18 protein-coding genes and 1 pseudogene are annotated in these 23035 nt (G+C 41.9%); 13 read left to right on the forward strand and 6 right to left on the reverse strand.

All coding sequences use genetic code 11. The features are described from left to right. Window positions 1-68: 68 nt before the first annotated feature. Entirely contained in the window at window positions 69-578 is a 510-nt protein-coding gene (locus tag V7K32_RS22955; RefSeq protein ID WP_334996266.1) for a GUN4 domain-containing protein, read from the reverse strand. 8 nt (window positions 579-586) lie between these two features. On the opposite strand from V7K32_RS22955, the pseudogene V7K32_RS22960 reads away from it, so the two are divergent. The 10 genes and pseudogenes from V7K32_RS22960 to V7K32_RS23005 all read left to right on the forward strand — a co-directional run. Next, window positions 587-1297: pseudogene (locus V7K32_RS22960) on the forward strand (tetratricopeptide repeat protein); the annotation flags it as partial. Between the two features lie 108 nt (window positions 1298-1405). Then, on the forward strand, window positions 1406-1624 hold the full coding sequence (locus tag V7K32_RS22965) for a hypothetical protein (protein WP_334996268.1): 219 nt from the start codon (window positions 1406-1408) through the stop codon (window positions 1622-1624). A 560-nt stretch (window positions 1625-2184) separates the two neighbouring features. Next, a complete protein-coding gene (locus tag V7K32_RS22970; RefSeq protein WP_334996270.1) occupies window positions 2185-2622 on the forward strand; it encodes a secondary thiamine-phosphate synthase enzyme YjbQ in 438 nt (145 codons plus the stop codon). 276 nt (window positions 2623-2898) lie between these two features. Beyond that, window positions 2899-3951: an aromatic ring-hydroxylating dioxygenase subunit alpha gene (locus tag V7K32_RS22975; protein WP_334996272.1), complete on the forward strand. Its 1053-nt coding sequence runs from the start codon at window positions 2899-2901 to the stop codon at window positions 3949-3951. 625 nt (window positions 3952-4576) lie between these two features. Continuing rightward, a complete protein-coding gene (locus tag V7K32_RS22980; protein ID WP_334996274.1) occupies window positions 4577-6343 on the forward strand; it encodes a WD40 repeat domain-containing protein in 1767 nt (588 codons plus the stop codon). Window positions 6344-6629: 286 nt separating this feature from the next. Beyond that, on the forward strand, window positions 6630-7052 hold the full coding sequence (locus V7K32_RS22985) for an RNA-guided endonuclease InsQ/TnpB family protein (protein ID WP_334996329.1): 423 nt from the start codon (window positions 6630-6632) through the stop codon (window positions 7050-7052). Window positions 7053-7330: 278 nt separating this feature from the next. Further along, window positions 7331-10807, forward strand: a complete 3477-nt coding sequence (locus V7K32_RS22990; RefSeq protein ID WP_334996276.1) for a pentapeptide repeat-containing protein — start codon at window positions 7331-7333, stop codon at window positions 10805-10807. A gap of 282 nt (window positions 10808-11089) precedes the next feature. After that, entirely contained in the window at window positions 11090-11650 is a 561-nt protein-coding gene (locus tag V7K32_RS22995; RefSeq protein WP_334996278.1) for a Uma2 family endonuclease, read from the forward strand. Window positions 11651-11767: 117 nt separating this feature from the next. Then, window positions 11768-11959, forward strand: coding sequence for a hypothetical protein (locus V7K32_RS23000; RefSeq protein ID WP_292832581.1), 192 nt, complete (start codon window positions 11768-11770; stop codon window positions 11957-11959). 92 nt (window positions 11960-12051) lie between these two features. Beyond that, complete coding sequence (locus V7K32_RS23005) at window positions 12052-13203, forward strand: AI-2E family transporter (protein WP_334996280.1); 1152 nt, start codon at window positions 12052-12054, stop codon at window positions 13201-13203. A gap of 621 nt (window positions 13204-13824) precedes the next feature. Here V7K32_RS23005 and V7K32_RS23010 read toward each other — a convergent pair. From V7K32_RS23010 to V7K32_RS23020, 3 genes are all read right to left on the reverse strand, one after another. Then, window positions 13825-14643 (reverse strand): DUF928 domain-containing protein, encoded by an 819-nt coding sequence (locus tag V7K32_RS23010; RefSeq protein WP_334996282.1) that lies wholly within the window; start codon window positions 14641-14643, stop codon window positions 13825-13827. Window positions 14644-14840: 197 nt separating this feature from the next. Further along, on the reverse strand, window positions 14841-17162 hold the full coding sequence (locus tag V7K32_RS23015) for a CHASE2 domain-containing protein (RefSeq protein ID WP_334996331.1): 2322 nt from the start codon (window positions 17160-17162) through the stop codon (window positions 14841-14843). A 176-nt stretch (window positions 17163-17338) separates the two neighbouring features. Next, complete coding sequence (locus V7K32_RS23020; protein WP_334996284.1) at window positions 17339-18304, reverse strand: DUF1822 family protein; 966 nt, start codon at window positions 18302-18304, stop codon at window positions 17339-17341. A 386-nt stretch (window positions 18305-18690) separates the two neighbouring features. Between V7K32_RS23020 and V7K32_RS23025 the strand changes: the two genes are divergently transcribed. The 3 genes from V7K32_RS23025 (at window position 18691) to V7K32_RS23035 (ending at window position 22240) form a co-directional block, all read left to right on the forward strand. Continuing rightward, window positions 18691-21018 (forward strand): CHASE2 domain-containing protein, encoded by a 2328-nt coding sequence (locus tag V7K32_RS23025; protein WP_334996286.1) that lies wholly within the window; start codon window positions 18691-18693, stop codon window positions 21016-21018. 264 nt (window positions 21019-21282) lie between these two features. Continuing rightward, window positions 21283-22053 carry a DUF928 domain-containing protein gene (locus tag V7K32_RS23030; RefSeq protein ID WP_334996288.1) on the forward strand — a complete coding sequence of 257 codons (771 nt, stop codon included), beginning with the start codon at window positions 21283-21285 and terminating at the stop codon, window positions 22051-22053. A gap of 19 nt (window positions 22054-22072) precedes the next feature. Then, window positions 22073-22240, forward strand: a complete 168-nt coding sequence (locus V7K32_RS23035) for a hypothetical protein (protein WP_334996290.1) — start codon at window positions 22073-22075, stop codon at window positions 22238-22240. Window positions 22241-22257: 17 nt separating this feature from the next. Here V7K32_RS23035 and V7K32_RS23040 read toward each other — a convergent pair whose 3' ends face one another. Both V7K32_RS23040 and V7K32_RS23045 read right to left on the reverse strand, forming a co-directional pair. Beyond that, window positions 22258-22632, reverse strand: coding sequence for a hypothetical protein (locus V7K32_RS23040; protein ID WP_334996292.1), 375 nt, complete (start codon window positions 22630-22632; stop codon window positions 22258-22260). Between the two features lie 178 nt (window positions 22633-22810). Continuing rightward, window positions 22811-23005 carry a hypothetical protein gene (locus tag V7K32_RS23045; RefSeq protein WP_334996294.1) on the reverse strand — a complete coding sequence of 65 codons (195 nt, stop codon included), beginning with the start codon at window positions 23003-23005 and terminating at the stop codon, window positions 22811-22813. Between the last annotated feature and the right edge of the window lie 30 nt (window positions 23006-23035).

The raw sequence follows: 23035 nt of genomic DNA on the forward strand, positions 1-23035 counted from the left end.
AAGCAAATATCGATGTCTCTAATACTGGTGATATTAGTTATTAAGTAATTTAAGTCTTTCTACTTAAATTAAATAGAAGCTTTTATTGTCAGTATATGTACTACAGGATGAAGTGCGGAATGTGGGCTAGATATATATGCGTTACGATCACCACTACCCTGATAAGTTACTGTCCAGGGGAGCTCTCCTTCTGGAGCGCTAAGAGAATATTCAGGTTTTGGCACGTAGTAAAAAACATTACTCTTCTCATCTAACTTTCCCCACCCAATTTGACTCATAAACTTAAAAAAATCATTCTTTACATCACTTGATTGGAAGATGCGGCTCTGAATACTAAAACCAAAGTGTTGTTTGGAGTATTTTGTCCAGAGATTATCTATAGTACGTAAGTCTTCGCACGAAAAATTCTCAAAGTCTTTTGCTTGAAGACTGCGTTCTTCCCATTTGCCGGCAACTTCCCACATCCTGTCAGCAGTTTCATGATCAGCGTCTTCCCATCTCCCTTCTGATAGTAAATTTTGTAGGTGAATGTAGCGTGGGTTAACCGATTCCGTTTTATAAATTTGAAACCCTGCCAAACCAGCTAATCCAATTGGCTAGATCAATTCCAGATCGAGCCAGAGAAGGCTATACATTAAATGACCTTGGTTTAGCTCACCTAAGTTGCTGGCAACCTCAAAAAGCATTAGAGCGCTTTCATCAAGCGCTTTCGGTTGCTGTTGAAATTGGCAACGCACCAGCACAAGCAATTGCACTTAGCAATCTCGGCTCTACCTACAGCCGTCTTGGACGCTTTTCGCAAGCGTTAAAATATTTTGACCAAGCACTACCAATATGCAGGCGATCGCAAGATACTCAAAGTGAAATTTCTACTCTTAATGATGTAGCACTAATTTATACCTGGTTAGGAGAACCGAAACGCGCATTGTTGCTACAACACCAAATTTTGAGGATGCGGCGATTGTTAGGTGACTTTTCTGGTGAGGCAACAACCCTAAATGGTATTGGTTTTGTTTATAATGTCTTAGGCAAGTTTGAGGAAGCTCTAGAATATTTTCAAGCAGCGCTTCCAATTCAACGAGCTGTAAATAATTTGCTTGGTGAAGCAACCACTTTAAATAATATTGCCTCAATATATAGTGATTTAGGAAAACCGAAACAAGCGCTATTGCTCTACTATCAAGTTCTTTTGACACGCCGAGCAATGAGCGATCGCTCTGGTGAGGCAACAACGCTTCACAATATTGGTTATACCTATAGCACTCTGGCAGAGCATCGGCAAGCAATGAAGTTCTATAACTCTAAAAAAATTTGTATCTTTCGTTACCCTAAACCATATATTGCTTAACAAGTTACGATCAATTAAGAAGTAATAATTTTTTATGGCAGTGCCAGGAGTCTTTAAATGTTCATTAATGAATTGTCACCTATATTCAAAGAATTTATCCAGCATCCAGCCTCATTTGTCGGTGGGTTATTCTCTGGTGTGCTTCGGCTCAATCTTGCAGAAGATCCCGTAAAAAGCTGGCTGGATAAACAGATCCGCTCCAATAGTTACACGCGCACCACAACAGATGCACATAATGGCAAAGCAAGTGGACCTCAACAGATTTCGATTGATTGAACAAGAGACAGGGGATCTCTTAGCAGGGAGCAAGGGGGATAAAAAAGAATTGGGATTCGCCCCAATCAATTCGAGAGCCACTTAATAGAAGTGGGGGACGTAAGAACATGTTCCCCCCTTCATTTCCACAGCAAGAGAAAGGAGTCATTTCCCCCAGCTAAAAAGCCCCCTTCCGCCTGCCTCTTCCTGTACATACTCCTACTACTTTGTCAAGGTATTTTTGAGGGTTTGTAGTAAGGACTTTAGTGCTTAGAAAATAAGGACTAAAGTCCTTACTACAAACTAAACTTGTTGACCCATCAACAGACATCTCCAGAAATTAAATATGCGTAACCTGAAACCCTTGTAGAGACGCGAAATTTCTCGTCTCTACATTCATTATCGGAGATGTCTAATTTAAACTTGACATACTCCGACATTGTTGCAAACATACAATGTGGGAGAAGTTTATTTTCAAGCAAGGTGTACTAGTCGGTTGTCCCCTATTAAGGGATACTAAAACCAGGTAAGTAGATAGACAAGGAAATCTTGTCGGTAATCCCAAATATAAAGTTGAAGAGATGCCAATTATTAATAAGTTAATTGAAATTGAAACTACACCAAAAATTAATATTCATAATATAACACCACAAATTCAAGATTTTCTTGCTTCAACATCAATTAAAAATGGACAAGTTTTAGTATTTTCTCAACACACAACAACAGCTTTAGCTATCAACGAAGATGAAGTCAGATTGTTAGAAGATATAAAAGTATTCTTGCAAAAATTAGCACCTGAATCAGACAGCTATTTGCATAATGACTTGCATTTAAGAGATGTCCCCGAAGATGAACCGATTAATGCTCACTCTCATTTAATGGCAATGATGCTGACAACTAGTGAGATAATCCCCATTGTGAATGGTAAATTAGCTCTGGGAACCTGGCAATCTGTATTGTTTTTTGAGTTGGATGGGCCGCGCAAAAGAACGGTATTTGTCCAAATTTTTGGCGAATAATCCAACTTCACACGTACAATTCTCCCAGAGCAACCTAAATCTGAGAGAATTACCTAAGTAGGTAGGCAAGATAAAACCAAACTATCTAACGAAAAGTAAAATCTCTGTATTTGGCTCGTAGTTGCGCTTTAGCGCTAAAACGCAACTACGAGCTAGTGATGATTATTTGCGCCCACTTACTTACAGCAATTAAAACCCTAAAAGAATGTTCTCAAGCATAACCTTCCTTTCCACAAACCAGAACTTTCGTTGTGACAAAGGCAGACGCAATTAGTGATGAAAAATAACGATAACTTTGTATTACGTAATACTTGGTACTATGCTCTGCCTAGTAATCAGATTAAGCCAGGTATGATGATCAGCCGCATTTTTTTGGGAGAACCGGTGCTGCTAGTCCGCAGCCAGGATGGTAAAGTCTCTGCGATGACGGACATTTGTCCGCATCGCGGTGTCCCCTTGAGTTGTGGTAGATTCAATGGGCAAGAAGTGGAATGCTGTTACCACGGTTGGCGTTTTGATCCGGCTGGGCGCTGCACTGCGATTCCATCTCTTGTAGAGGAACAGCAGATGGATTTGAGGCGCTTTGACGTACATTCATATACAGTCCGAGAAGCCCAAGGGAACATCTGGATATATATAGCCGATCTCGATAACCCTCAACCTGCTTCGGAGATGGAGATTCCGGTAATTCCAGGGTTTGACGATCGCTCTCACCAGTTCGTAGAGGTGGTAAAATTCCCTTGTTTTATAGATCATGCAGTGGTAGGTCTGATGGACCCTGCTCATTCACCTTATGTTCATCGCGCTTGGTGGTGGCGAAGTGAAAAACTGCACGAAGAAGTGAAGCAATTCGATGCTTCGCCCTACGGCTTTACGATGCGACGACACCGATTACCAGCGAATGGGGGTCGATTATACTGGCTGATTGGCGGTGGTGTGCCGGAAACGGAGATATCTTTTCGTTTACCTGGAGTCAGAATCGAAGAAACCACAATTGGCAACCATCGAGTCGTGAATTTAACCGCAGTTACACCCATTTCAGACACAGAAACGGAGGTAACTTTTGCTCTTTACTGGACACTTCCTTGGGTAGGATTTTTCAAACCACTGCTACATCTGCTGGCGCGGACTTTCATTGGTCAAGACCGAACGGTTGTAGAAAAGCAGCAGATTGGTTTGAAGTATAATCCTGTGCTACGGCTGATTAAAGACTCAGATATGCAGGCGCAGTGGTATTACCAGTTAAAGCGAGAGTATGCCAAGTCTGTCGCAGAAGGACGAGAATTTGTGAACCCTGTCAAGGGTCAAATACTCCGGTGGCGTGCTTAAATAATTCGTACCTCGGCAACGCTTGGCAACCTAATTCGTAGATGTAAGTACTACATCCAGACAAGCAAAATGCAAAGGTTAAAATAATTCGTAATTATTATACCGCAAGGGTTTCATTGATTGGGAATGGGTGGTTTACTTTCGCCTTTCTCTACTAGTAGTCTGTCCCATTAATTTTGCGGCGCTGCGAGATCCCCGACTTCGCAGAAGTTGTCGGGGATCTAAACACCACGAATAAACACCACGAACCTCTGAAAACTTTTGGGACAGACCACTAGGTTCTTTTTGTGTAGGGATTTGTTGACTTAACGTGACAGCAACCTTTTAAATCCGTCTAACTTTAAATTTTCCTTTACAGCTATAACTGTTTTTAAGGAAACAGTATCTTATTCTCTCTCTCCGTTAGAATTGACTGACATCATTTAATTCTATATACTTCAACTGCATCAGTTTATGAAATGTCTAAGTGCAATAATCTCTATCTTTCCCGAAAACATCTGCTAATTGCTGTGTTTTATTAGACTACTAAAATTACTGAATTTTTAATTAACTAAGGTTATAAACTTGAGTAATTGCATTGGTATAGCTTACCGTAGGTATGCAATAGTTTGCCGCAGGAATGCAGATGGATTGGATTAGCTTACTCAAATCTCAACAAGCTGACTTCCTTCAACGTGTGAAAAAACCTAAAACTTACGACTTATCTTTGCTAGAAAGTCAAGTAAAAGGTTGTCACACTGAAATTATGGCTATTTGGGGCGAGCCATTGGCTAGACTCCAAGAACTTTCTCGCCAACAAGCAGAAGTTCTTGCCAAAAATCCGCCGCCGACACCGCCTGAATATCCTGAACCTCCTGACTGCACCATACCTTTTCCCAAATACTTCCAACAACAAGCCCAAGATTATCTTTTACGGGAGCATCTTGTTGACGGGGTGATAACTGAACGTTTGGGTAAATTGGTAAAAAAGGTATCACAAGATACTGTGGAAAACATGGTTTTAGATGATGAGGGAAATTTGGGTGGCGAAAGCAAATTTTCTTATGTACTAAAAGATAATCCTCAGCTGAGTATTCAAGTTTATGTTGCTGATGGAGAAAGTTTTAATGGTATTAAGAAAGACAAAATTAGGTGGTCGGTTACTCAAGAAGACTTAATAAAGCACCAAGTATTAATTTTTCTGTGTTTGTTTTATCCATCTACAGCGAAGCTAGGATACGACGAAAAACAGAGCATAATTACAGGCTTTTTACCTGCAAATCAAATTGAACTTAATGAACCAAAACTCTACATTAATCCGAGTAACTTGTTGTATGCGGGGGGGTTGGGTTGGTATTTAGAATCACTTATTAGTAAAAAAGACACGTCGCCATTAATTAATGATTTAGCGATCGCACATACAATACAAACTCTACCATCAGAGCATTGCCTCAAGAATATAGTCGGTGACTGGGAATGCTGGCAAACTTTGCAAGGACACAACAGAGGCATTAATTGCCTAGCTTTCAGTTCCGGGTGTAATAATGGCAAAGCTTTACCCATATTAGCAAGTGGTAGTCGGGGAGAGACAAAACTCTGGGATTTAAGCAAGGGTGAATTAATAGATACATTATCAGAGTATCCTTGGGTAATATCTGGGCTGGTGGATGAAGTAAATTCCCTGGCTTTTAGTTCAGATGGACAGACTTTAGTTAGTTGCGGTGCAGATTCCACAATTAAGCTTTGGCATGTAGGGGCTTTAGACTTGATAGATATTTTGCACAAACATAATGGGGTAGTGCGGTGTGCTGCCTTTACTCCAGATGGGAGAATGTTAGCGACAGGCGGAGATGATAGAAAAATTCTGTTTTGGGATTTGATGCAACGTCAGGTAGCGATCGCCCTCTCTTTAGATGATACAGCTGCTCATTCCCTAGTTTTAAGTCGAGACGGGGAAACCTTGGTTACAGGTAGCTATCGCAAAATTAAAGTCTGGCGCACCTTACCCCAGACGGGAGTCAAAAGTTTAAAGGATGCACAACCACTGCATACCCTCATGGGTCATTCTCACATCGTTCGTTCTTTGGCGATTAGTGCAGATGGTAAAATGCTGGTGAGTGGTAGCTGGGATCAAACGATTAAAGTTTGGCAATTGGAGAGTGGGGAATTACTGCATACTCTTAAAGGGCATAGAGATAGAGTATATGCGATCGCATTAAGTCCCGATGGACAAATTATCGCTAGCGGTAGTGCTGATAAAACCATCAAGTTGTGGCATCTACAAACCGGGGAATTGCTGGGTACGTTTACAGGTCATACTCATATAGTTACAGCATTAGCCTTCACAGCTTCCGGTGAGATGTTGGTTAGCGGGAGTTTGGATAAAACAATTAAAATTTGGCAACGCAGTTAGTAGAGACGCGATTAATCGCGTCTGTTCATCCATTTTGAACTCCGTTAACGAGTCTTTGAACTGGATGAATCCACCTTTTATCTCCGTTAACGAGTCTTTGAACTGGATGAAACCCTTGTAGAGACGCGAAATTTCGCGTCTCTACATTCTTTTTCGGAGATATCTAATGATTCTGCTAATAAACATAAAGCCAAGTGACAGCTAGCTAAAGGGATTTCCAAATAAAAAAATGTTTCAAAACTGACCCAAAAACTCTCTCTATTTCTTCTCTCTGCGTTCTCTGTGTCTGGAGTGGTTCGTTTATTGGAATAATTTATTTCTTGGAAGTCCCAAACATCATTCTAGGGTAGCAAATCTCAGAAAAGATACTCTTCATAAAATAACTACTTATCTTTGCAAAAACCACGCGATAGTAGTTATCGAAGACCTTGCAGTAGCTAATATGGTTAAAAACCATAAGCTAGTTCAAGTAATATCTGATTGTGGGTTTGGTGAGTTGAGAAGACAGTTGGAATATAAAGCTAAAAAGTTCGGTTGCGAGATAGTAATTGCAGATCGTTGGTATCCATCATCCAAAACTTGTTCTAACTGTAGACATATTCAAGATATGCCACTCAAAAAAAGAGTTTATAAATGTGGTATCTGCGATCCTACTATGGATCGTGATCTGAATGCAGCTATTAATTTATCACGGTTGGCTTCATCGTGAAAGCTTACAGAGGGCTAACCGCTCCCATGCTCCCTACGAAGTAAGAAATAAAGTCTATACTTATATAGGTTTTATATAGCAGTTAAGTAATATAGCGGTTCTCAGTTGAGTCCTATATAAACCTAACCCCCAACCCTTGTAGCGTTGGGGAGTAAATTTCAAAGCCTCTCTCCTAAAAGGAAGAGAGGAATAGAAGTGAGGTCAAAATCTAGTGCATACAAACGATAAGCGCTATACAAGTGCATTTTTACCAACTTGATGCTATTGGAGAATAGTCTATGGCGATGACGAAACTCTGGAAGTTTTTACAAAACATTCAAGATTTAAACTGGGGACAAGGCGTAGAGGTAACAAAGATTGGAGCCGAAGCTGCTAAAGCTGTGCTTGATTTGGCAAAAGCCATCAAAGAGCAAAAGTCTAATATTCAAAACTTCAAACCTTATGTAGAACAAATTTCGTCGCTATTAGATGTATTTAATTCTCCCCTTGGTCAAATTACTAAAGAAGTAATTCCCTTTGCACCCGTCGCCATTACCATCCTAAAGTTTATTATTGATGCAACCAACAAAGAGCCAAGTTTAGAAAACTGTGTGCTGCTAGTTAGTCAGGCTGCTTACATAGATAGCTTTCAGGATATTGTCAAAAAAGATTTGGAATTACTCCAGAAAATTGATCAAAACCTTCCAGCGTCTGATGCTTTAGCTTTGCAGATTCAGAAATTAGGTGAGCAAGAATTTGATGCGCGGGAAGTGAAAAAAGCTATTCTCTATTTCCATGAATCTCAACTAGCAGAATCATTTAATCAGATTTTACAGCAACGCTTGCAAGAGGCGGGATTAGATGAAACAGAAGCAAAAATCTTAACTGAACGAGTAGCGCGTCACACCGATGAAAATATGCAAGACGCATTGGTAGAAGTCGGGGATAAAGCGGACAAACTTTGGAAATGGTATAGCGCCGGAGGAAAAGAAAAGCTAGAGAAAAATCTGAATATTGAAGATTATTTGGAACAGGTAATTAAACCAAAGCCAGAAGAAAACATTTTTGATGAAACCCATATTACATTTCGGGATTTGTATGTACCTTTGCAAGTAAAAGAATTGGATGCTAAAGACAATGCAAATGTGGAACTGGAAGCGTGGGTTAAGAATATACTGAATGACTCAGATACAAAACACAAACAAGTTTTGTTTATTCAGGGCGAAGCCGGACGGGGGAAAAGTGTCTTTTGTCGGATGTTTGCGGCTTGGGTACAGCGAGAATTACATCCCAGTTTTACCCCAATTTTGATTCGGTTGCGAGATTTGCGCGTACTAAAAGATAATTTAACTGATACTTTAGAGAACTATTTACAACATCTTGATTTTGTCACCAGTGATTCCGGCTGGCTGACAGATAAAAATACTCGCTTTTTGTTTTTACTGGATGGGTTTGACGAGTTGTTGCTGGAAGGACGAGCAACTGGCGGCTTGAAGGAATTTTTAGAACAGGTGGAACAGTTTCAAAAAGACCGCCTTTGCCATCATCAATTTTTAGTTACCGGTCGTCCCCTGGCGCTGCAAGGAAATGAACGCTTCCTGTCACAAACTAAAAGCTTGAAGCGCGTCGAACTTCAGCCAATGGATGACTCTATTCAGCAAATCTGGCTGGAAAAATGGGCAGTTGCGGCTCAAGTTAACAAGAGTGAGTTTGAAGAATTTTTACAGGCTTGCCCTGATGAAGTCAAAAATAAATTAGCACGAGAACCCTTACTACTTTATTTACTGGCGCGGATGCACCGAGACAAGCGTCTCAACGTCCAAATGTTTGCAGGCGCAGAGGGTATTAAGGCAAAAATCCGCATCTATGATGAATCAATAAAGTGGGTATTAGAAAAACAGCGTGAGAGTGAAAATCAGAATGATAACTCTCGCTTGACTGGATTTGAAAGTGAAGATTTGCGGCAGTTTCTCACCGAAGCCGCTTTGTGTGTCGTGCAGTCTGGGAATGAATCTGCGAGAGTGACGATGTTAGAAACACGCCTCAAAAACAGCCAAAACCCAGTTGCAAAGTTAATTCAGGATGCCAGACAGGAAAATGGCTCCCAAAAAAATCAACAAGACAAGCTACTCAATAATTTGTTGACGGCATTTTATATTAAACCAGCTTCCGGCGATAAAGGCGGCTCAGTTGAGTTTGTTCACAAGAGTTTTAGCGAGTTTTTATTTGCAGAACGGTTACTAGAAAGCTTTGTGGATTGGACAACAAAAGTTAGCAAGCGTCAGCGCGAAGAAGACTTGGTTAGTACATTCGCAATGGAAAGGCAAATTTACGATTTATTGGGGTATGGTAATTTAACGCCTGCGATCGTGGAATATTTGATGGGATTGTTGGCTGAGAGTTTAGAATTTCACGATGGAGAACGCTTGTGTCAACTCTTCCAAAGATTAGAGGATTTCTACTTTCGTTGGTGCGATGGGGAATTTATTGATGCAGAAGATGTAAATCTGCCCCAGATGAAGAAAAAACAATTGCGGGAGCAAGTACCAGACCGAGAAAATCACTTGGGATTGCGACAGGTGGATGTGTGTACAGGGCTGAATGTGATGATTGTGCTTTTAGAGTTGCATCGCTATGCCCAAATAAAAGATGAATTAAAAAATAAAATTAGCTTTCACTCTTGCGGTAAACCTGATAGTAATGAATTTGACTCAGAACGCTTGCTCGGAATTATCGGCTATAGTCACTGCCTGGGTATCTTTGCCTTTAAAAACAACTTAGGATTATTTCTCAGGGGTGCCGACCTCAGGGATGCCGACCTCAGCGGTGTCAACGTCAGCGGTGCCAACCTCAGCGGTGCCAACCTCAGCGGTGCCAACCTCAGCGGTGCCAACCTCAGCGGTGCCAACCTCTGCCTTGCCTACCTCAGCGGTGCCAACCTCTGCCTTGCCTACCTCAGTGATGCCTACCTCATCCAAGCTAACCTCAGCAGTGCTAACCTCAGCAGTGCCGACCTCAGCGGTGCAGACCTTAGCGATGCAGACCTTAGCAAGTCCGACCTCAGGAATGCTAACCTCAGTGAGACAAACCTCGACGATGCTAACCTCAAGGGTGCTGATCTCAGTCAAACCAACCTCATGAACGCTAACCTTAGCTATGCCAACCTCAGCGATGCCTACCTCATCCAAGCTAACCTTAGCTATGCCAACCTCAGCGATGCCTACCTCATCCAAGCTAACCTTAGCGATGCTAACCTCGAAGCAGTGGTATGGAACAGTAACACAAAATGGCTCAATGCCAAAGGGCTGCATGAAGCAGTCGCTGTATCTCCATTGACGCAAGATTCAGCTTTTGCGGCTGCGGTTGCCTTGAGTCAGGGCATCAGTTGGGTTAGAGAAGGCAAAATTAAAGAAGCACAGGAAGCTTTCAAGCAAGCCCAAACATTTGACCCTAGTTTGAAAAACTCTGCTGAATTTTGGAATAGCATTTGCTGGGTTGGCTGTTTACACGGTTATGCTAAAAATGTTCTTCCTGTTTGTGAAAAAGTTGTTACTTTAGACTCTGATAATAAACGCTATCAAGACAGTCGAGGGCTAGCTAGAGTACTAACTGGTGACTTGGCGGGGGCATTAGAAGACTTTCAGGCTGCTGTAGACAGTGGCGCACTTGATTACTATGTCAAGCAGCGACGGCTACGCTGGATAGAAGCACTGAAGTCAGGAAATAATCCCCTCACGCCAGAGGAATTGGAGGAACTGCGGCAGGTTGAGGACTAATTCGTAATTCGTAATTCGTAATTCGTAATTCGTAATTAGGGTGGCAAGGGAAAAATATTTGTTAGATAGCGATCGCACTCTCTGCAAAAATCTTTGTAAGTTAGCAATCAACTAAGGAACAAGAATTAAATAACATACAATTTATGTCCCTAGCATTACCTCACCCTCAATCCCTCTCCGATATATATAACGAAAATTATATATCGCGTCTCTTCTCTTACCCGAACTATATTGGGCGATCGCACGCCCATAATAAAACTATCCCCTCTATACTATTGACTTATGGCGATCGCAATTCAACCCCAACGAACTTTAGACGAGTTCCTCAAACTGCCAGAAACTGAACCAGCATCAGATTTTATCAATGGAGAAATCATTCAAAAACCTATGCCTCAAGGTGAACATAGCCGACTACAGACTAAATTTTGTAATGTCATTAATAACGTAACTGAAAGCCAAAAAATTGCTTACGCTTTCTCAGAACTGCGTTGTACCTTTGGCGGTGCTTCTATCGTCCCTGATGTGTCTGTGTTTCGCTGGGATAGAATTCTTAAAACTTCATCTGGCAGAATTGCTAACCGCTTTGATATTCATCCCGACTGGGCAATTGAAATTCTTTCCCCAGACCAAAGGTTAAAAAAAGTATTGAGTAAATTATTGCATTGTTCGCACAATGGTACTGAACTCGGCTGGTTAATCAACCCAGAAGACGAAAGTGTGCTAGGGCTTTTTTCTGGAGGGCGATTGGAATTATACGAAGGTGCTGATAAATTACCCATTCTTGAGGGTATCGAATTGGAACTGACTGTAGAACAAGTTTTTGGCTGGTTGAGTTTGACGTAAATAAAGCGTTCGCATTTCCCAAAGAAAGTTGCAAAGGATTGTATATGTAGGTTTATTGTAGAAACTGGGCGGTACAGCGCTTCGTGTGTACCACAAAAATTTGTATGCTGTACTTTTATGCAAAATCAACTAGGATTGGTTCTGAAACTGCTTTTACTCTCGGCTTTGTTATCTGTATTGATTAAATATGCAGGGCCAAGTCTATCAATTCCGGCGACAGCAACCAACGCGCTAATTATAATATTGTTGCCGATTGTAATTATAGCGATCGCGCTACTGTGGCGATTCCAAGCACAGAAACAAAATTAACAAGGCAAGCATCCACGCACAAGTGACTAAAATCGGTTAATCTAGCTGAATTACCAAAAAATTGCATCTCGCCAACCGTTGGGAGTCAGCCTGTGAACCTCGGTCAATGGATCGGCTTAATCGCCATACTTCTTTCTTTATACATCCTGTGGCAAATTAAGGAAGTGCTTTTGCTCATGTTTGCCGCAGTTGTGTTAGCCACCACCTTAAATCGGTTAGCGAAACGCTTCCAACGCTTTGGCATGAGGCGTGGATTCGCCGTCCTCCTCGCAGTAGCTATCTTTTTTGCAGGTATTGTGGGTTTTTTCTGGCTAATTGTACCGCCATTTGCACAGCAGTTTCAAGAACTAACCAATCAGGTTCCTAAAGGGTTTGAGCGCTTTAATGGCTGGATTGATGCCCTGAGAACTCGTATTCCTAACCAGTTAGTTCCTTACATCCCAGATATCAATAGCCTCATCCAACAAGTACAGCCCATCGTCAATCGCCTGCTGGGAAACTCCTTCGCCTTTGTATCTGGCTCTTTGGAAGTTGTCCTCAAGATTTTGCTAGTGTTGGTTTTAACAGGAATGATGTTAGCCGATCCTGTGGCTTACCGCAAAGTATTTGTGCGGCTTTTCCCCTCATTTTATCGACGGCGGGTAGATGGAATTTTAGATAAATGTGAAGTCTCTTTGGAGGGATGGATTACAGGCGCTTTTATTGCCATCTGTGTAGTAGGGCTAATGAGTCTGATTGGCTTATCAATTTTGCATGTCAAGGCAGCATTGGCTTTAGCGGTTTTAGCGGGATTTTTTAACTTAATTCCCAATCTAGGCCCCACAATGAGTGTAATACCAGCAATGGCGATCGCCTTCTTGGATGAACCTTGGAAAGCGATCGCTGTCTTAATTCTCTACTTTTTTATTCAACAGACTGAGAGTAATTTTATCACGCCCGTTGTCATGGCGCATCAAGTCTCATTGCTACCCGCTATCACCTTAATTGCCCAACTATTTTTCGTCACTTTCTTCGGCTTTTTAGGATTATTTCTGGCTCTACCCCTGACTGTTGTCGCTAAGATTTGGTTGCAAGAAGTACTGATAAAAGATGTTTTGGATGAATGGGGGAATGACCATACAAAAGAGACTGAGCTTGTGATGCTTCCTGACTCTCTGGGAGCAGATGATAATTGGACAGCAGAAAATCCCAATATTAATCGGGAGCGACGCATTGATGATGATATCTTGCAAAAAGAAGATTAGGAACGTGGATTAAATAAAATGCAAAACTTCATCAATTAAACCACGTCTATCTTGAAACCTATAGTTCTTCCATGATGAAAAGGATTTGCCCTCATCCCCCAACCCCTCTCCCAGATTTGGGATTGGGGGAGCCAGAATTTCAAACTCCCTCTCCCAGATTTGGGATTGGGGGAGCCAGAATTTCAAACTCCCTCTCCCAGATTTGGGGGAGCCAGAATTTCAAACTCCCTCTCCCAGATTTGGGGGAGCCAGAATTTCAAACTCCCTCTCCCAGATTTGGGGGAGCCAGAATTTCAAACTCCCTCTCCCAGATTTGGGAGAGGGATTTAGGGAGAGGGTGAAAACTACGGTTCTCAACTAAGATTTGGTTTATCACGATACCTCTCCAATATATCGGAGAGGCATTGAGGCTGAGGTAAGCTTGGGATATAAATGTTATTTAATTCTTCTTCCTAAGAGATTGTTTGAAAAGTATTATTACTAACATCTAGTCCTCAGAAATCTAACCCCTTGAGCAACCCTTCCCTACAAGGGAATGTGGGTTTACAAACCCTCTCGACCTTTCAATAAGAGGAATAGAAGCTGGGCTTATAGTATAATTTTCGACTTTTCAAACATCCTCTAAGGTTTTTCCGAAATAATCGGTTCTGCTGCAATATCATTTAAATGGATGCTGCTTAACAAATTCTCCCACTCTGCTTCTAGTGCTGCATCTTTAGGATTTTGATCGCGCAGTTGGGCTAGTGTCATCAGTGCCTCATACCATATCCCATTTTGGGCATAGATAGCATAGCGCTTTAGAGGTTCTGTGGTTTGTAGCTCTTTGAGAGCGGCTGGTTTTAGTTCGATTCGTTCTATTACTCCTGCGACGAAAATCGGGGAAGAATTCACTTGCTGGTCACAGTTAACGGTTAAAAACCAGCGATATTGTTTGTTTAGCGCCAAAGCAGGAGCATTGGTAGGTAGAGAAACGCGGATGATTCCTGCTTTATCTGGGAGAGCGATCGCTTTTTGGTAAATCTCGTTAGAGTCCTGATCTTGCAGCACAAATTCAACTTCATAGGGCAAATCTTTGGTATACGGCACATAGAAAAACCAACTTGGGTGTTCTACGGTTGTCTGTCCCCAAACATTAGTCACTGAGTTAGCTTCTTCAGTAAAAGGCACTAAAGCAGTTAGGTCAGGTTTAGTAACAGTAACTGGACATATCGGTCCGCGCTTCGCTCCACCACGAACGCGACCCGTAGGAGCAGGACCCGATGGAAGTGTGGGTTCATTAAAGGCTGTGGCTTGAGCAAGGTTAGTTTTAACACCAGCGCGGTCGCTAGCTGAAGAATCAAGAGTTGGTTTTGCCAGTACTGGAGTCAGGCTAACTAGTAAAATGGTACAGCTAAAAGCTAGTACTAAAAACCGTTTTATCGGTTGTGAATTTAACTTCATAAAAACCTTCCCTTAAGTATGCAAACTTTGTAGATTTATCTGCTGGTTATCCACAAATTTTATAAAATAATCTTTCCCATTCCCTATTGAACTTCAAAAATTAAATTATCCAAATTTTTCTGTCCAATCCAATTATCAGATTATTTTCCCTTAACTGCCTAAATGTATAAATTTTCTTAACTAAGTGTATTGCCCTATTACCCACTCACCCGAGCTTTTATTGTTGTATATATTGAGAGCAAGCCAACCGTGACAACCAACGACAAAGCCGAAGGTACAAAAGGCACCCAAGCACCCAAAATTAATAGACTACAAACTAAATATAGAACACTAAAGGTAATAATAACTGCCAATCCTAACCAAGGTAAGGAAAGGTTTCGCCAAGCCAGAACTCCCCCGATCAAAGACCAGCCCCAAATCCAGGCCACCTCAGCCCAAAATGACCAAACCCGCAGCAATGGTCGCCCATCCTGCACTGCACTAAGGATTTGGCTGATCATCTGCGCTTGTACTATCACTCCAGGCATTTGCTCATCTAAAGGAATGCCATAGGGTGTAGGCCAGGTGTCTGGAGAATCCCCCTTTGCCACCACACCAATCAAAACAATTTTATCTTTAATAGCACTGGGGTTAATTGGACTAGATAAAAATTGGGTTAGCTTCACTTGTTGGGCTATTTGTTTTGGGGAACGGTAATTGAGTAAGATTTGACCGCCATTGGCATCAATATTTTGATAGCCGCCACTACGAGATTTCAGGTTCTCAAAAATAGTTTTACCTAACTGCAAATTCCCTTCAGGGGTGAACTTGGGTTCAATTCCTGAAGGGCGCAGATAGAAGGATGCCAGTTTTAGACTAAATGCAAAGGAAGCAGGACACAACGATGTCACCTCTTGGTTCATGAACAGAAGATGCCGACGGATAACTCCATCACGATCGTGAATAAAATCACTGAATCCTAGATTTGTTGTGGGGATTTCTGGCGGTGGCTGATTGCCTGAGATATTTGCTGTGACATCGCTCCCTTTACATACGCCAATCAAATTCTGAGTTTTTTGCAGACGAGTAATTAAATCTGGTTGTTTGGCTTTAAAATCACGGTAGATATCCAAGCCGATCGCCCGAGGTTGATATTGATTCAGTTTTGCCAGGAGTTTGTTGAGAGATTTTTCGGAAATGGAAGCTCCAATCAAATCCTCGTTATTTTTTCTTTGAATTGCCAAATCATCATCGTCAATTGTGATTATCAACAGTCGGGAATCAAGTCCCTGTGCAGGGCGCTGACGCATCATCAAGTCATAGGCTGCAATCTCTGGATTTTCCAGCAATCCCACCAATCTTGCCCCACAAACCAAGGCTGTAATCGCCAAACTAGATAACAAAGTTGTTGTCAATCTGTGTCTGATTGACAAAGCTAAATTTGGCGTATTTTTAGTTTCTGTAGACCTTAATTCATCCCAAGTGGGTGGTATCTGCGCGGGATTTTGGCAAATTATTGGTAGCCAAGTCGCACAAGGAAATTTATCCTCAAGTCCTTGTAACCGTTCCCGCGCTTGGCGTACCGCTTGATATAAAGACTTGCCACTGGCAAAACCTTCGAGAAAATACTTTAAGAACTCCTTGGCAACCAGGTCTGGGACAGGTTCACGCATGACGATTATCTGAGGGATTTGCAAATCAGCCAGTTCTCGCGCCAATCCCAATCCATCACAGGAGTTAAATATAGCTAGTTGCAAGCCCTTTTCAATGGCTTTCTTCAAAGCATATTTTAACTCGCCAATGCTGAGGCTATCAGTTTTATTCAGGTAAATTCGTCCGCTTTCTCCATTTTTGTTACTAGAACTATGCCCAGCAAAAAAGAGAATATCCCAGTTTTTTCCCCAAAGATGGTCAGTCAATTCCTGACGTTGTGGTTCTACCAGAAAGGTAACCTCTGCATTACTACACTGTTGCAGTAAAGCTTGATCGGCCTGGGTGTCAATTCCCTGACTATTGCCCACAATCGCTAAAATGTTGACTAATGAATTTTTTGTGCTTGGTTTTTGAATGCGATCGTAAGATGGTGAAGAAAGGGCGATTTCAGCCTTGGGGTAGCGTTCTAACAAATCCCACAGATGCCAAGGTAATAGCTGTAATTGGCTATTTTCTGTTTGCAAAATCACCCGCACTTCTTCGGTGGATGACAATTTTTCTAACCATTTTTCCCTCAAAGGGCGAAACTCCTCTGCTCGTAGCCAGGTATTAAAGCTGGCCTGCAAAATATGAGAAGCGTTTTCGCAGTCTTGAATCATGGATACATTCGTCACCTGCATTTCGTCAGCATGAAGACGATAACGATTGCCTATCTGCCGATAACTAGACTGCCAATGACTGTAATAGAGTGGCATTTCGGGAAATGAAGGTAGTTTCCCTGTAACTTCTGCTGTAGCACGCTCGCGTTCTTCACCAATTTCGAGAGTGACAGCAAACCCTTGCTCAAAACTACCCTCTCCGAATTTTAGAACCACTAACTTACCCATGACCGTCGCTATCCCTCTGTACGAAACCATGCCCTGTTCTCATGTCTCATAACAAGCTCTACAAACATTTACAGATTTTTTTCAAAATCCCCAAAAGCTGGCTTGAATTTTTAATTTTTAATTAATCAATTAACACTTAATAAGTTACCGACAAAGAGGGAAGATAGCTAGATGTTTTAAATCCGAAAATATTCGGTAATGCTAGTATCATTTATGGCTACCTTGACGCTAAATTGCTCTCTAGGTTCACCGCGAAACTGCAACTGAATGTAGTTATCTAATCTTCTAGATTGAGCATTTAGAAATACTGTTCCCGAACTATCTAAAACAGTGAGATGAACTCCGGGTGGCAAGTAGATGTGATTCCCAGTAGCGTGCAATTGTAGATGAATACTGGTTTGCTGATCCTTTTCTGGGCTGATTTGCACAATCAACATGACGGGTTGGTTGAGAATTTGGATACCCAAATCAATCAGTTTTGCACGTTTAGTAATTGATTCTGCTAGGTTAAGGGCATTTATTTCTACAGTATCAGCACTGCGAAAGGCATAAGCTGGTCTGAGTTCCGGCAAATTCCATAGGGATTCAACAGTCTGCCAACCTGTCTCAAATATACCAGCAAACCATTGACTTAAATTCACCAGTGGATTTGGGGATTGGCGCAGTTGATCCAGATGGTCAATAAACGCTTCCAATGGTTGCAGTTGCGCTAAAGGCAGCGTTTCAGTTTCGACACTAGGGATAAAACCAAGCAGCTTGGCTTCTTGAAGCGATTCATCAATTTGAACTACTAAATAACCCACGCGTTCTTCCCAGGTTTCTGGAGGAATAGAACATATCTGCTGATGCAGATGCACAGGGCGACACTCCAGACGACCAATTGAGGGAATTTCTAAGTCAGCTACATCCCCACAGAGACGCATGATGGGGTTCCAGCTGTCACTAGCTTGCAGGTCAGTAGGAATATCCATCATTGCTAAATAGTCATTCACCACGCACACAGCCAATGTATTCAGCCGAACTTGCTCTGCTTTTTCAGAATTTGGCTGCTGGTTAGCAAATTGCTGGGCAGTTATGCGAGCTGATTGGGAAATCGGTAATGTTAAAGGAGAATTGTCTAGCTGATAGCTGGATTTATTCATAAGGAACTTCTTAGTGTTCAATGCTGCTGTATAGATATCACCCGCATTAACTAAATTTATGCCACAAAATAGAGAATGATTCTTGAAAAAATATAATGGTAGATTGGAGCCTTTACCATCGCAAGAAGGCTCACACTGTACTTACATACATTTCTTTAATGTCTGAGCGAAAAGTTTTGTAACAATTGTGCTTAGTTTGTCTAAAAATCGCAATTTATACATGAGATATATACAGATTTGCAAGTTGGTGCATTTGAATTCGAGGTCTTTTATGATTAACGGCTGGAGAAAACAAGTAGATGTACTTAGTATTAAATTGGGTTTGGGCAATATTAGCGTTATAGAAAGTTTTCTCATCTGAAGCGAAAACAATAGGGGTGCTGCAAATGGGAAAGTTAGTTGTTCTAAAGCTAGATGGGGATTTGGAGTTAGGGGTGCGGGTAACGCTGGAGATTGGAGAAGATGGCAAACGCCCCAGCATAGAAACATCTGGTTACTTACCTCCCAATCTAAAAATAGCTAAAGCAATTGACGAGTGGCGGTCAACTTATCGTAGTCTAGGAAATAGCCGCATCAAAGCCAAAAAAATTATTTACGATGGTTCTATTACCCAACGGCGTGATGACTGTCAAAACAAAGCTTGTGAGTTGCGATCGCACTTAAACCACTGGCTAGAGTCAGAGTCATTTTGGCGGATTCGGGAAAAATTGCTTAAATACTTAATGCCCAATGAGGAAGTGCGAGTGCTGATTCGCACTGCTTCTATGCAGCTAGAGAAACTTCCTTGGCATCTATGGGATTTGCTCGATCGGGACTACACCAAAGCTGAAGTAGCTTTGAGTCTTCCAGAGTCAGAACAAGTAACTGCATTGCAGACATCTACCTACAGACATAAAATCAAAATATTGGCGATTTTGGGCGATAAAGCTGGTATTAATATAGACGAAGACTGCGAATTACTAAAAAAATTGCCCAATGCAGCCACAACCTTTTTGACACAGCCCCAACGCGATCAAATTAACGAGCAGTTGTGGAATCAACCTTGGAACATTTTATTTTTCGCTGGTCATAGTAGAAGCGAGGGTGAAACTGCTCGTATCTATATTAATGACAAAGATAGTTTAACAATTGCAGACCTGAAATATGCCCTGAGAAATGCTGTTACCAATGGGTTACAGTTGGCGATTTTGAACTCTTGTGATGGATTGGGATTAGCGCGAGAACTACAAGATTTACATATTCCCCAAATTATTGTGATGCGGGAACCTGTACCCGATCTTGTGGCGCAAGCATTTTTAAAGCATTTTCTGGCAGCTTTTTCTTCAGGTGTATCTTTATATATTGCAGTTCGCACTGCCAGAGAAAAACTGCAAGGATTAGAGGACAAATTTCCAGAGGCAAGTTGGTTACCGATAATTTGTGAAAATCCTGCTGCTGTATCGATGACTTGGCCAAAGCCGGGAATTAAATTTAACAGTCGCCTACTGATAAAGGGATTGCTAATGAGTGTGATTTTCACCATCAGCGTGCTAGGAGTTCGGCAAATGGGAGGATTGCAAACATGGGAATTACAAGCTTACGATCAATTAATGCGATCGCGTCCCCAAGAAAAGCAAGATCCGCGTCTGTTGATAGTCACTGTTACCGAAGAAGATTTTCAGTTACCAGAGCAAAAGGAAAGAAGAGGGTCGCTATCGGATCTAGCACTAGCCAGACTTTTGGAAAAACTTGCACAGTTCCAACCCAAAGCCATTGGTTTGGATATTTATCACGATCAGTCATCACAACTCAATCAAGCTTCTTTAGCGACTAGGTTGAAAATAGATGACAGACTTTTTGCAATTTGCAAAGTTCAAGAACTCACAAAAGACCGTCCGGGAATTTCACCTCCTTTAGGGGTTCCGCTAGAACGCCAAGGATTTAGTGATATTATTCCAGATAAAGACCACGTTCTGCGTCGTCATTTATTGGCAATGCAACCAGCAGATGTAACCTCCCCTTGTACTGCACGCTACGCCCTTAATGCCCAACTGGCATTCCACTACTTGCAGGGAGAAGGTATCTCTGCTAAATACAATGATTCTGGGGATTTGCAGTTAGGCAACATCGTTTTTAAGCGGTTGCAGCCTCATAAAGGTGGCTATCAACAAGCGGATACAGGGGGCTACCAAATATTGCTCAATTACCGCTCTTTTGAAAATTCTCCTTTAGAAATTGCTCCTAAAGTCACACTCACAGATGTTCTTAGGGGTAAAGTCAATGCTGAACAAGTCAAAGGTCGAATTGTTCTCATTGGTACTACTGCCCAAAGCTTTCGTGATTATAGTGCTACCCCCTACATGACTGGGCAGGCTTCCGAAGAAATACCAGGGGTAATTTTGCAAGCACAAATGGTGAGTCAGTTGGTGAGTGCGGTTATGGATGGGCGACCTTTGATATCAGTTTTGCCTGTTTGGGGGGAAGTTTTGTGGGTTTGGAGTTGGTCGGTAGTTGGAGGTGCGGTCGGCTATGCCGGATCAGTGGCGATCGCTTGGTGCGATCGCTCAAGACTATATTTAGTATTGGCGGGAGGAGGTTTACTTGGAGTCTTATACGTTTTTTGCTTAATTCTCTTTTACCAAGGGATTTGGGTTCCGCTAGTTCCGTCAGCTTTGGTTTTAGTGGCTACTGGCGGCACAGTGGCAATTTACCTATCACAAGGGACTGACAAATAAAAAAATACCCAAAAAACTAGCGAAAAAACTCTCTCCTGCTTATTCCTCTGTATTCTCTATGTCTGGAGTGGTTCGTTTATTTGAGTAATTTATTTCTTGTCAGTCCGTTATGTGGAAAAGCTAACGATTAACCTAACCCCCTAACCCCCTTTCCGACACTCTAAGTGGGAAAATTCAAAGTATCTCCTCAAAGAAAGAGAGAAATAGAAGTGAGGTTTTCCAGATGACCTGAATTGTCAGCTACAACTTGAGGCATAAATAAAAATGAAGTTATCTGTGCAAAAGATTCAAATTTTGCTCACTGTTAGTTTAATACTCCTTAGCTCTGTAGATGTGCAGGCACAGCCTGCAAATTCCAACGGACAATTAAACCAATCATTGATTTTCGCAGCACCACCCCCACCGCCAGACATCGGGGAACCAGGTAAGAGAGCAGAAGCAGGTAGTCGTGGTTGTGAGCAGGATATAAATAAGCTTCTGACATCTTCTCAAAAGCGGCTCACAGCTTTAGTACCTGTTTATTCAAATTCAGAATTGGTGTTTGGCACAACGATCGCAGAGTATCCTACTTTCTTATTCTATGTTCCTTATGCATCCGATTATGTATCTGGAGAGCTTGTGCTAGAAGATGATGCACAAAATCAGACTATTTACAAAACTTCTTTAACGGGGACACCAGGAGTAGTAAACCTTCGTTTGCCCTCAAAAGCAGCACCTTTAGAGATTGGCAAACAATACCGATGGTATTTTAACATCTACTGTCAGAAGGATAAGCAAATTATTGCTAATGTTGAAGGCTATGTAAAACGGGAGCAACTAAAGCCTGCTTTGAAAACTCAACTAGAAAAAGCAACACCACGCCAGCAAGTAAACCTTTATGCGGCTAATGGTATTTGGTATGATGCGTTGAGCGTTGCTAGTAAACTGCGTCGCACCAATTCGCAAGATACTTCTTGGACGGCGCTGTTAAAAGCTGTTGGTTTGAATGATTTTGCAACTGAACCAAAGGTGGAGTGCTGCAATTTAGAGAATTAGGGCGTTGCATAAATGTGGGATGATTTATATAGAGTTTCCTTTGCACGGCAGTTGCTTGGCTATCGGCAGAGCCGCAAGGGCGCACTGCCTTGTCTTTGTGCGAGATAAATCCCGCAACTATGCAACGCCAGAATTAGCAGTGAAGAGCGATCGCTTTTGGAGAAAGGTCAGCGATGCTCTACACTGACTCAATGGTTGAGTTGATTAACTTACAGCCGCAACTGACTTTTTACGGTTAGAACGCTTGCGCTCTGATTTTTTCTTCAGTCCAACTGCTTGAGCTTGATCGCTGTCGGACCCATATTGCCCGCGCACAACTTCTTTCATAGCTAATACAGCATTGTGAAATTCCCATTCTGCTAATCGCGCAGCATCAGCCGCAGCACGGTATAAAGTTAGTTTCTCAATTTCGGCTTGTTGAAAACTCAACATAGTTTGATAAGCTTGCTGTAAGTTTGCAGCAGAGGCATCAGCACGGGTTGTATTGTATGTGCTGATGGTTTGAAAACCGTGCAATGAATTAATATCTTGACTAATTGATTGAGGAGGCAAACGGCGTGTTGTATCTTGGGTAGGCATATATGTATACCGTAATAAAGTATACATTTAATATGCCCATTACAACTCTAAAGCTAACAGGAGGCTTTTACAGCTATTTTCGGGTAAATGTAGCACATCTTTTTTATCTCACGCAAAGCCGCTCCAGGCGCACAGAGAAATCAAGAGTGTGGTCTAAAGACATGAAGACTGCTGTAAATTATGTAAGCCGATCAATGGCATTGTTAGTTGATGCGATCGCATTGTAAGTCAATACAATAACATTGTAAATGGATGCAATGGCATTGTAAGTCAATACAATCGCATTGTTAGTTGATGCGATCGCATTGTTACCCAATACAATCGAATTGTTAGTCGATGCGATCGAATTGTTAGTTGATGCGATCGCACCCAACAGGGTTATGGCATTGGCGAGGTAGGTGGC

This window comes from Nostoc sp. (assembly GCF_036917635.1).
Lineage (GTDB): Bacteria > Cyanobacteriota > Cyanobacteriia > Cyanobacteriales > Nostocaceae > Nostoc.

Bases quoted from the DNA above. Each gene is read 5' to 3' on its own strand.
- V7K32_RS22965 (WP_334996268.1), top strand. From the start codon at position 1,406: ATGTTCATTAATGAATTGTCACCTATATTCAAAGAATTTATCCAGCAT.
- V7K32_RS22970 (WP_334996270.1), top strand. From the start codon at position 2,185: ATGCCAATTATTAATAAGTTAATTGAAATTGAAACTACACCAAAAATT.
- V7K32_RS22975 (WP_334996272.1), top strand. From the start codon at position 2,899: ATGAAAAATAACGATAACTTTGTATTACGTAATACTTGGTACTATGCT.
- V7K32_RS22980 (WP_334996274.1), top strand. From the start codon at position 4,577: ATGGATTGGATTAGCTTACTCAAATCTCAACAAGCTGACTTCCTTCAA.
- V7K32_RS22990 (WP_334996276.1), top strand. From the start codon at position 7,331: ATGGCGATGACGAAACTCTGGAAGTTTTTACAAAACATTCAAGATTTA.
- V7K32_RS22995 (WP_334996278.1), top strand. From the start codon at position 11,090: ATGGCGATCGCAATTCAACCCCAACGAACTTTAGACGAGTTCCTCAAA.
- V7K32_RS23000 (WP_292832581.1), top strand. From the start codon at position 11,768: ATGCAAAATCAACTAGGATTGGTTCTGAAACTGCTTTTACTCTCGGCT.
- V7K32_RS23010 (WP_334996282.1), bottom strand. From the start codon at position 14,643: ATGAAGTTAAATTCACAACCGATAAAACGGTTTTTAGTACTAGCTTTT.
- V7K32_RS23015 (WP_334996331.1), bottom strand. From the start codon at position 17,162: ATGGGTAAGTTAGTGGTTCTAAAATTCGGAGAGGGTAGTTTTGAGCAA.
- V7K32_RS23020 (WP_334996284.1), bottom strand. From the start codon at position 18,304: ATGAATAAATCCAGCTATCAGCTAGACAATTCTCCTTTAACATTACCG.
- V7K32_RS23025 (WP_334996286.1), top strand. From the start codon at position 18,691: ATGGGAAAGTTAGTTGTTCTAAAGCTAGATGGGGATTTGGAGTTAGGG.
- V7K32_RS23030 (WP_334996288.1), top strand. From the start codon at position 21,283: ATGAAGTTATCTGTGCAAAAGATTCAAATTTTGCTCACTGTTAGTTTA.
- V7K32_RS23035 (WP_334996290.1), top strand. From the start codon at position 22,073: ATGATTTATATAGAGTTTCCTTTGCACGGCAGTTGCTTGGCTATCGGC.
- V7K32_RS23040 (WP_334996292.1), bottom strand. From the start codon at position 22,632: ATGCCTACCCAAGATACAACACGCCGTTTGCCTCCTCAATCAATTAGT.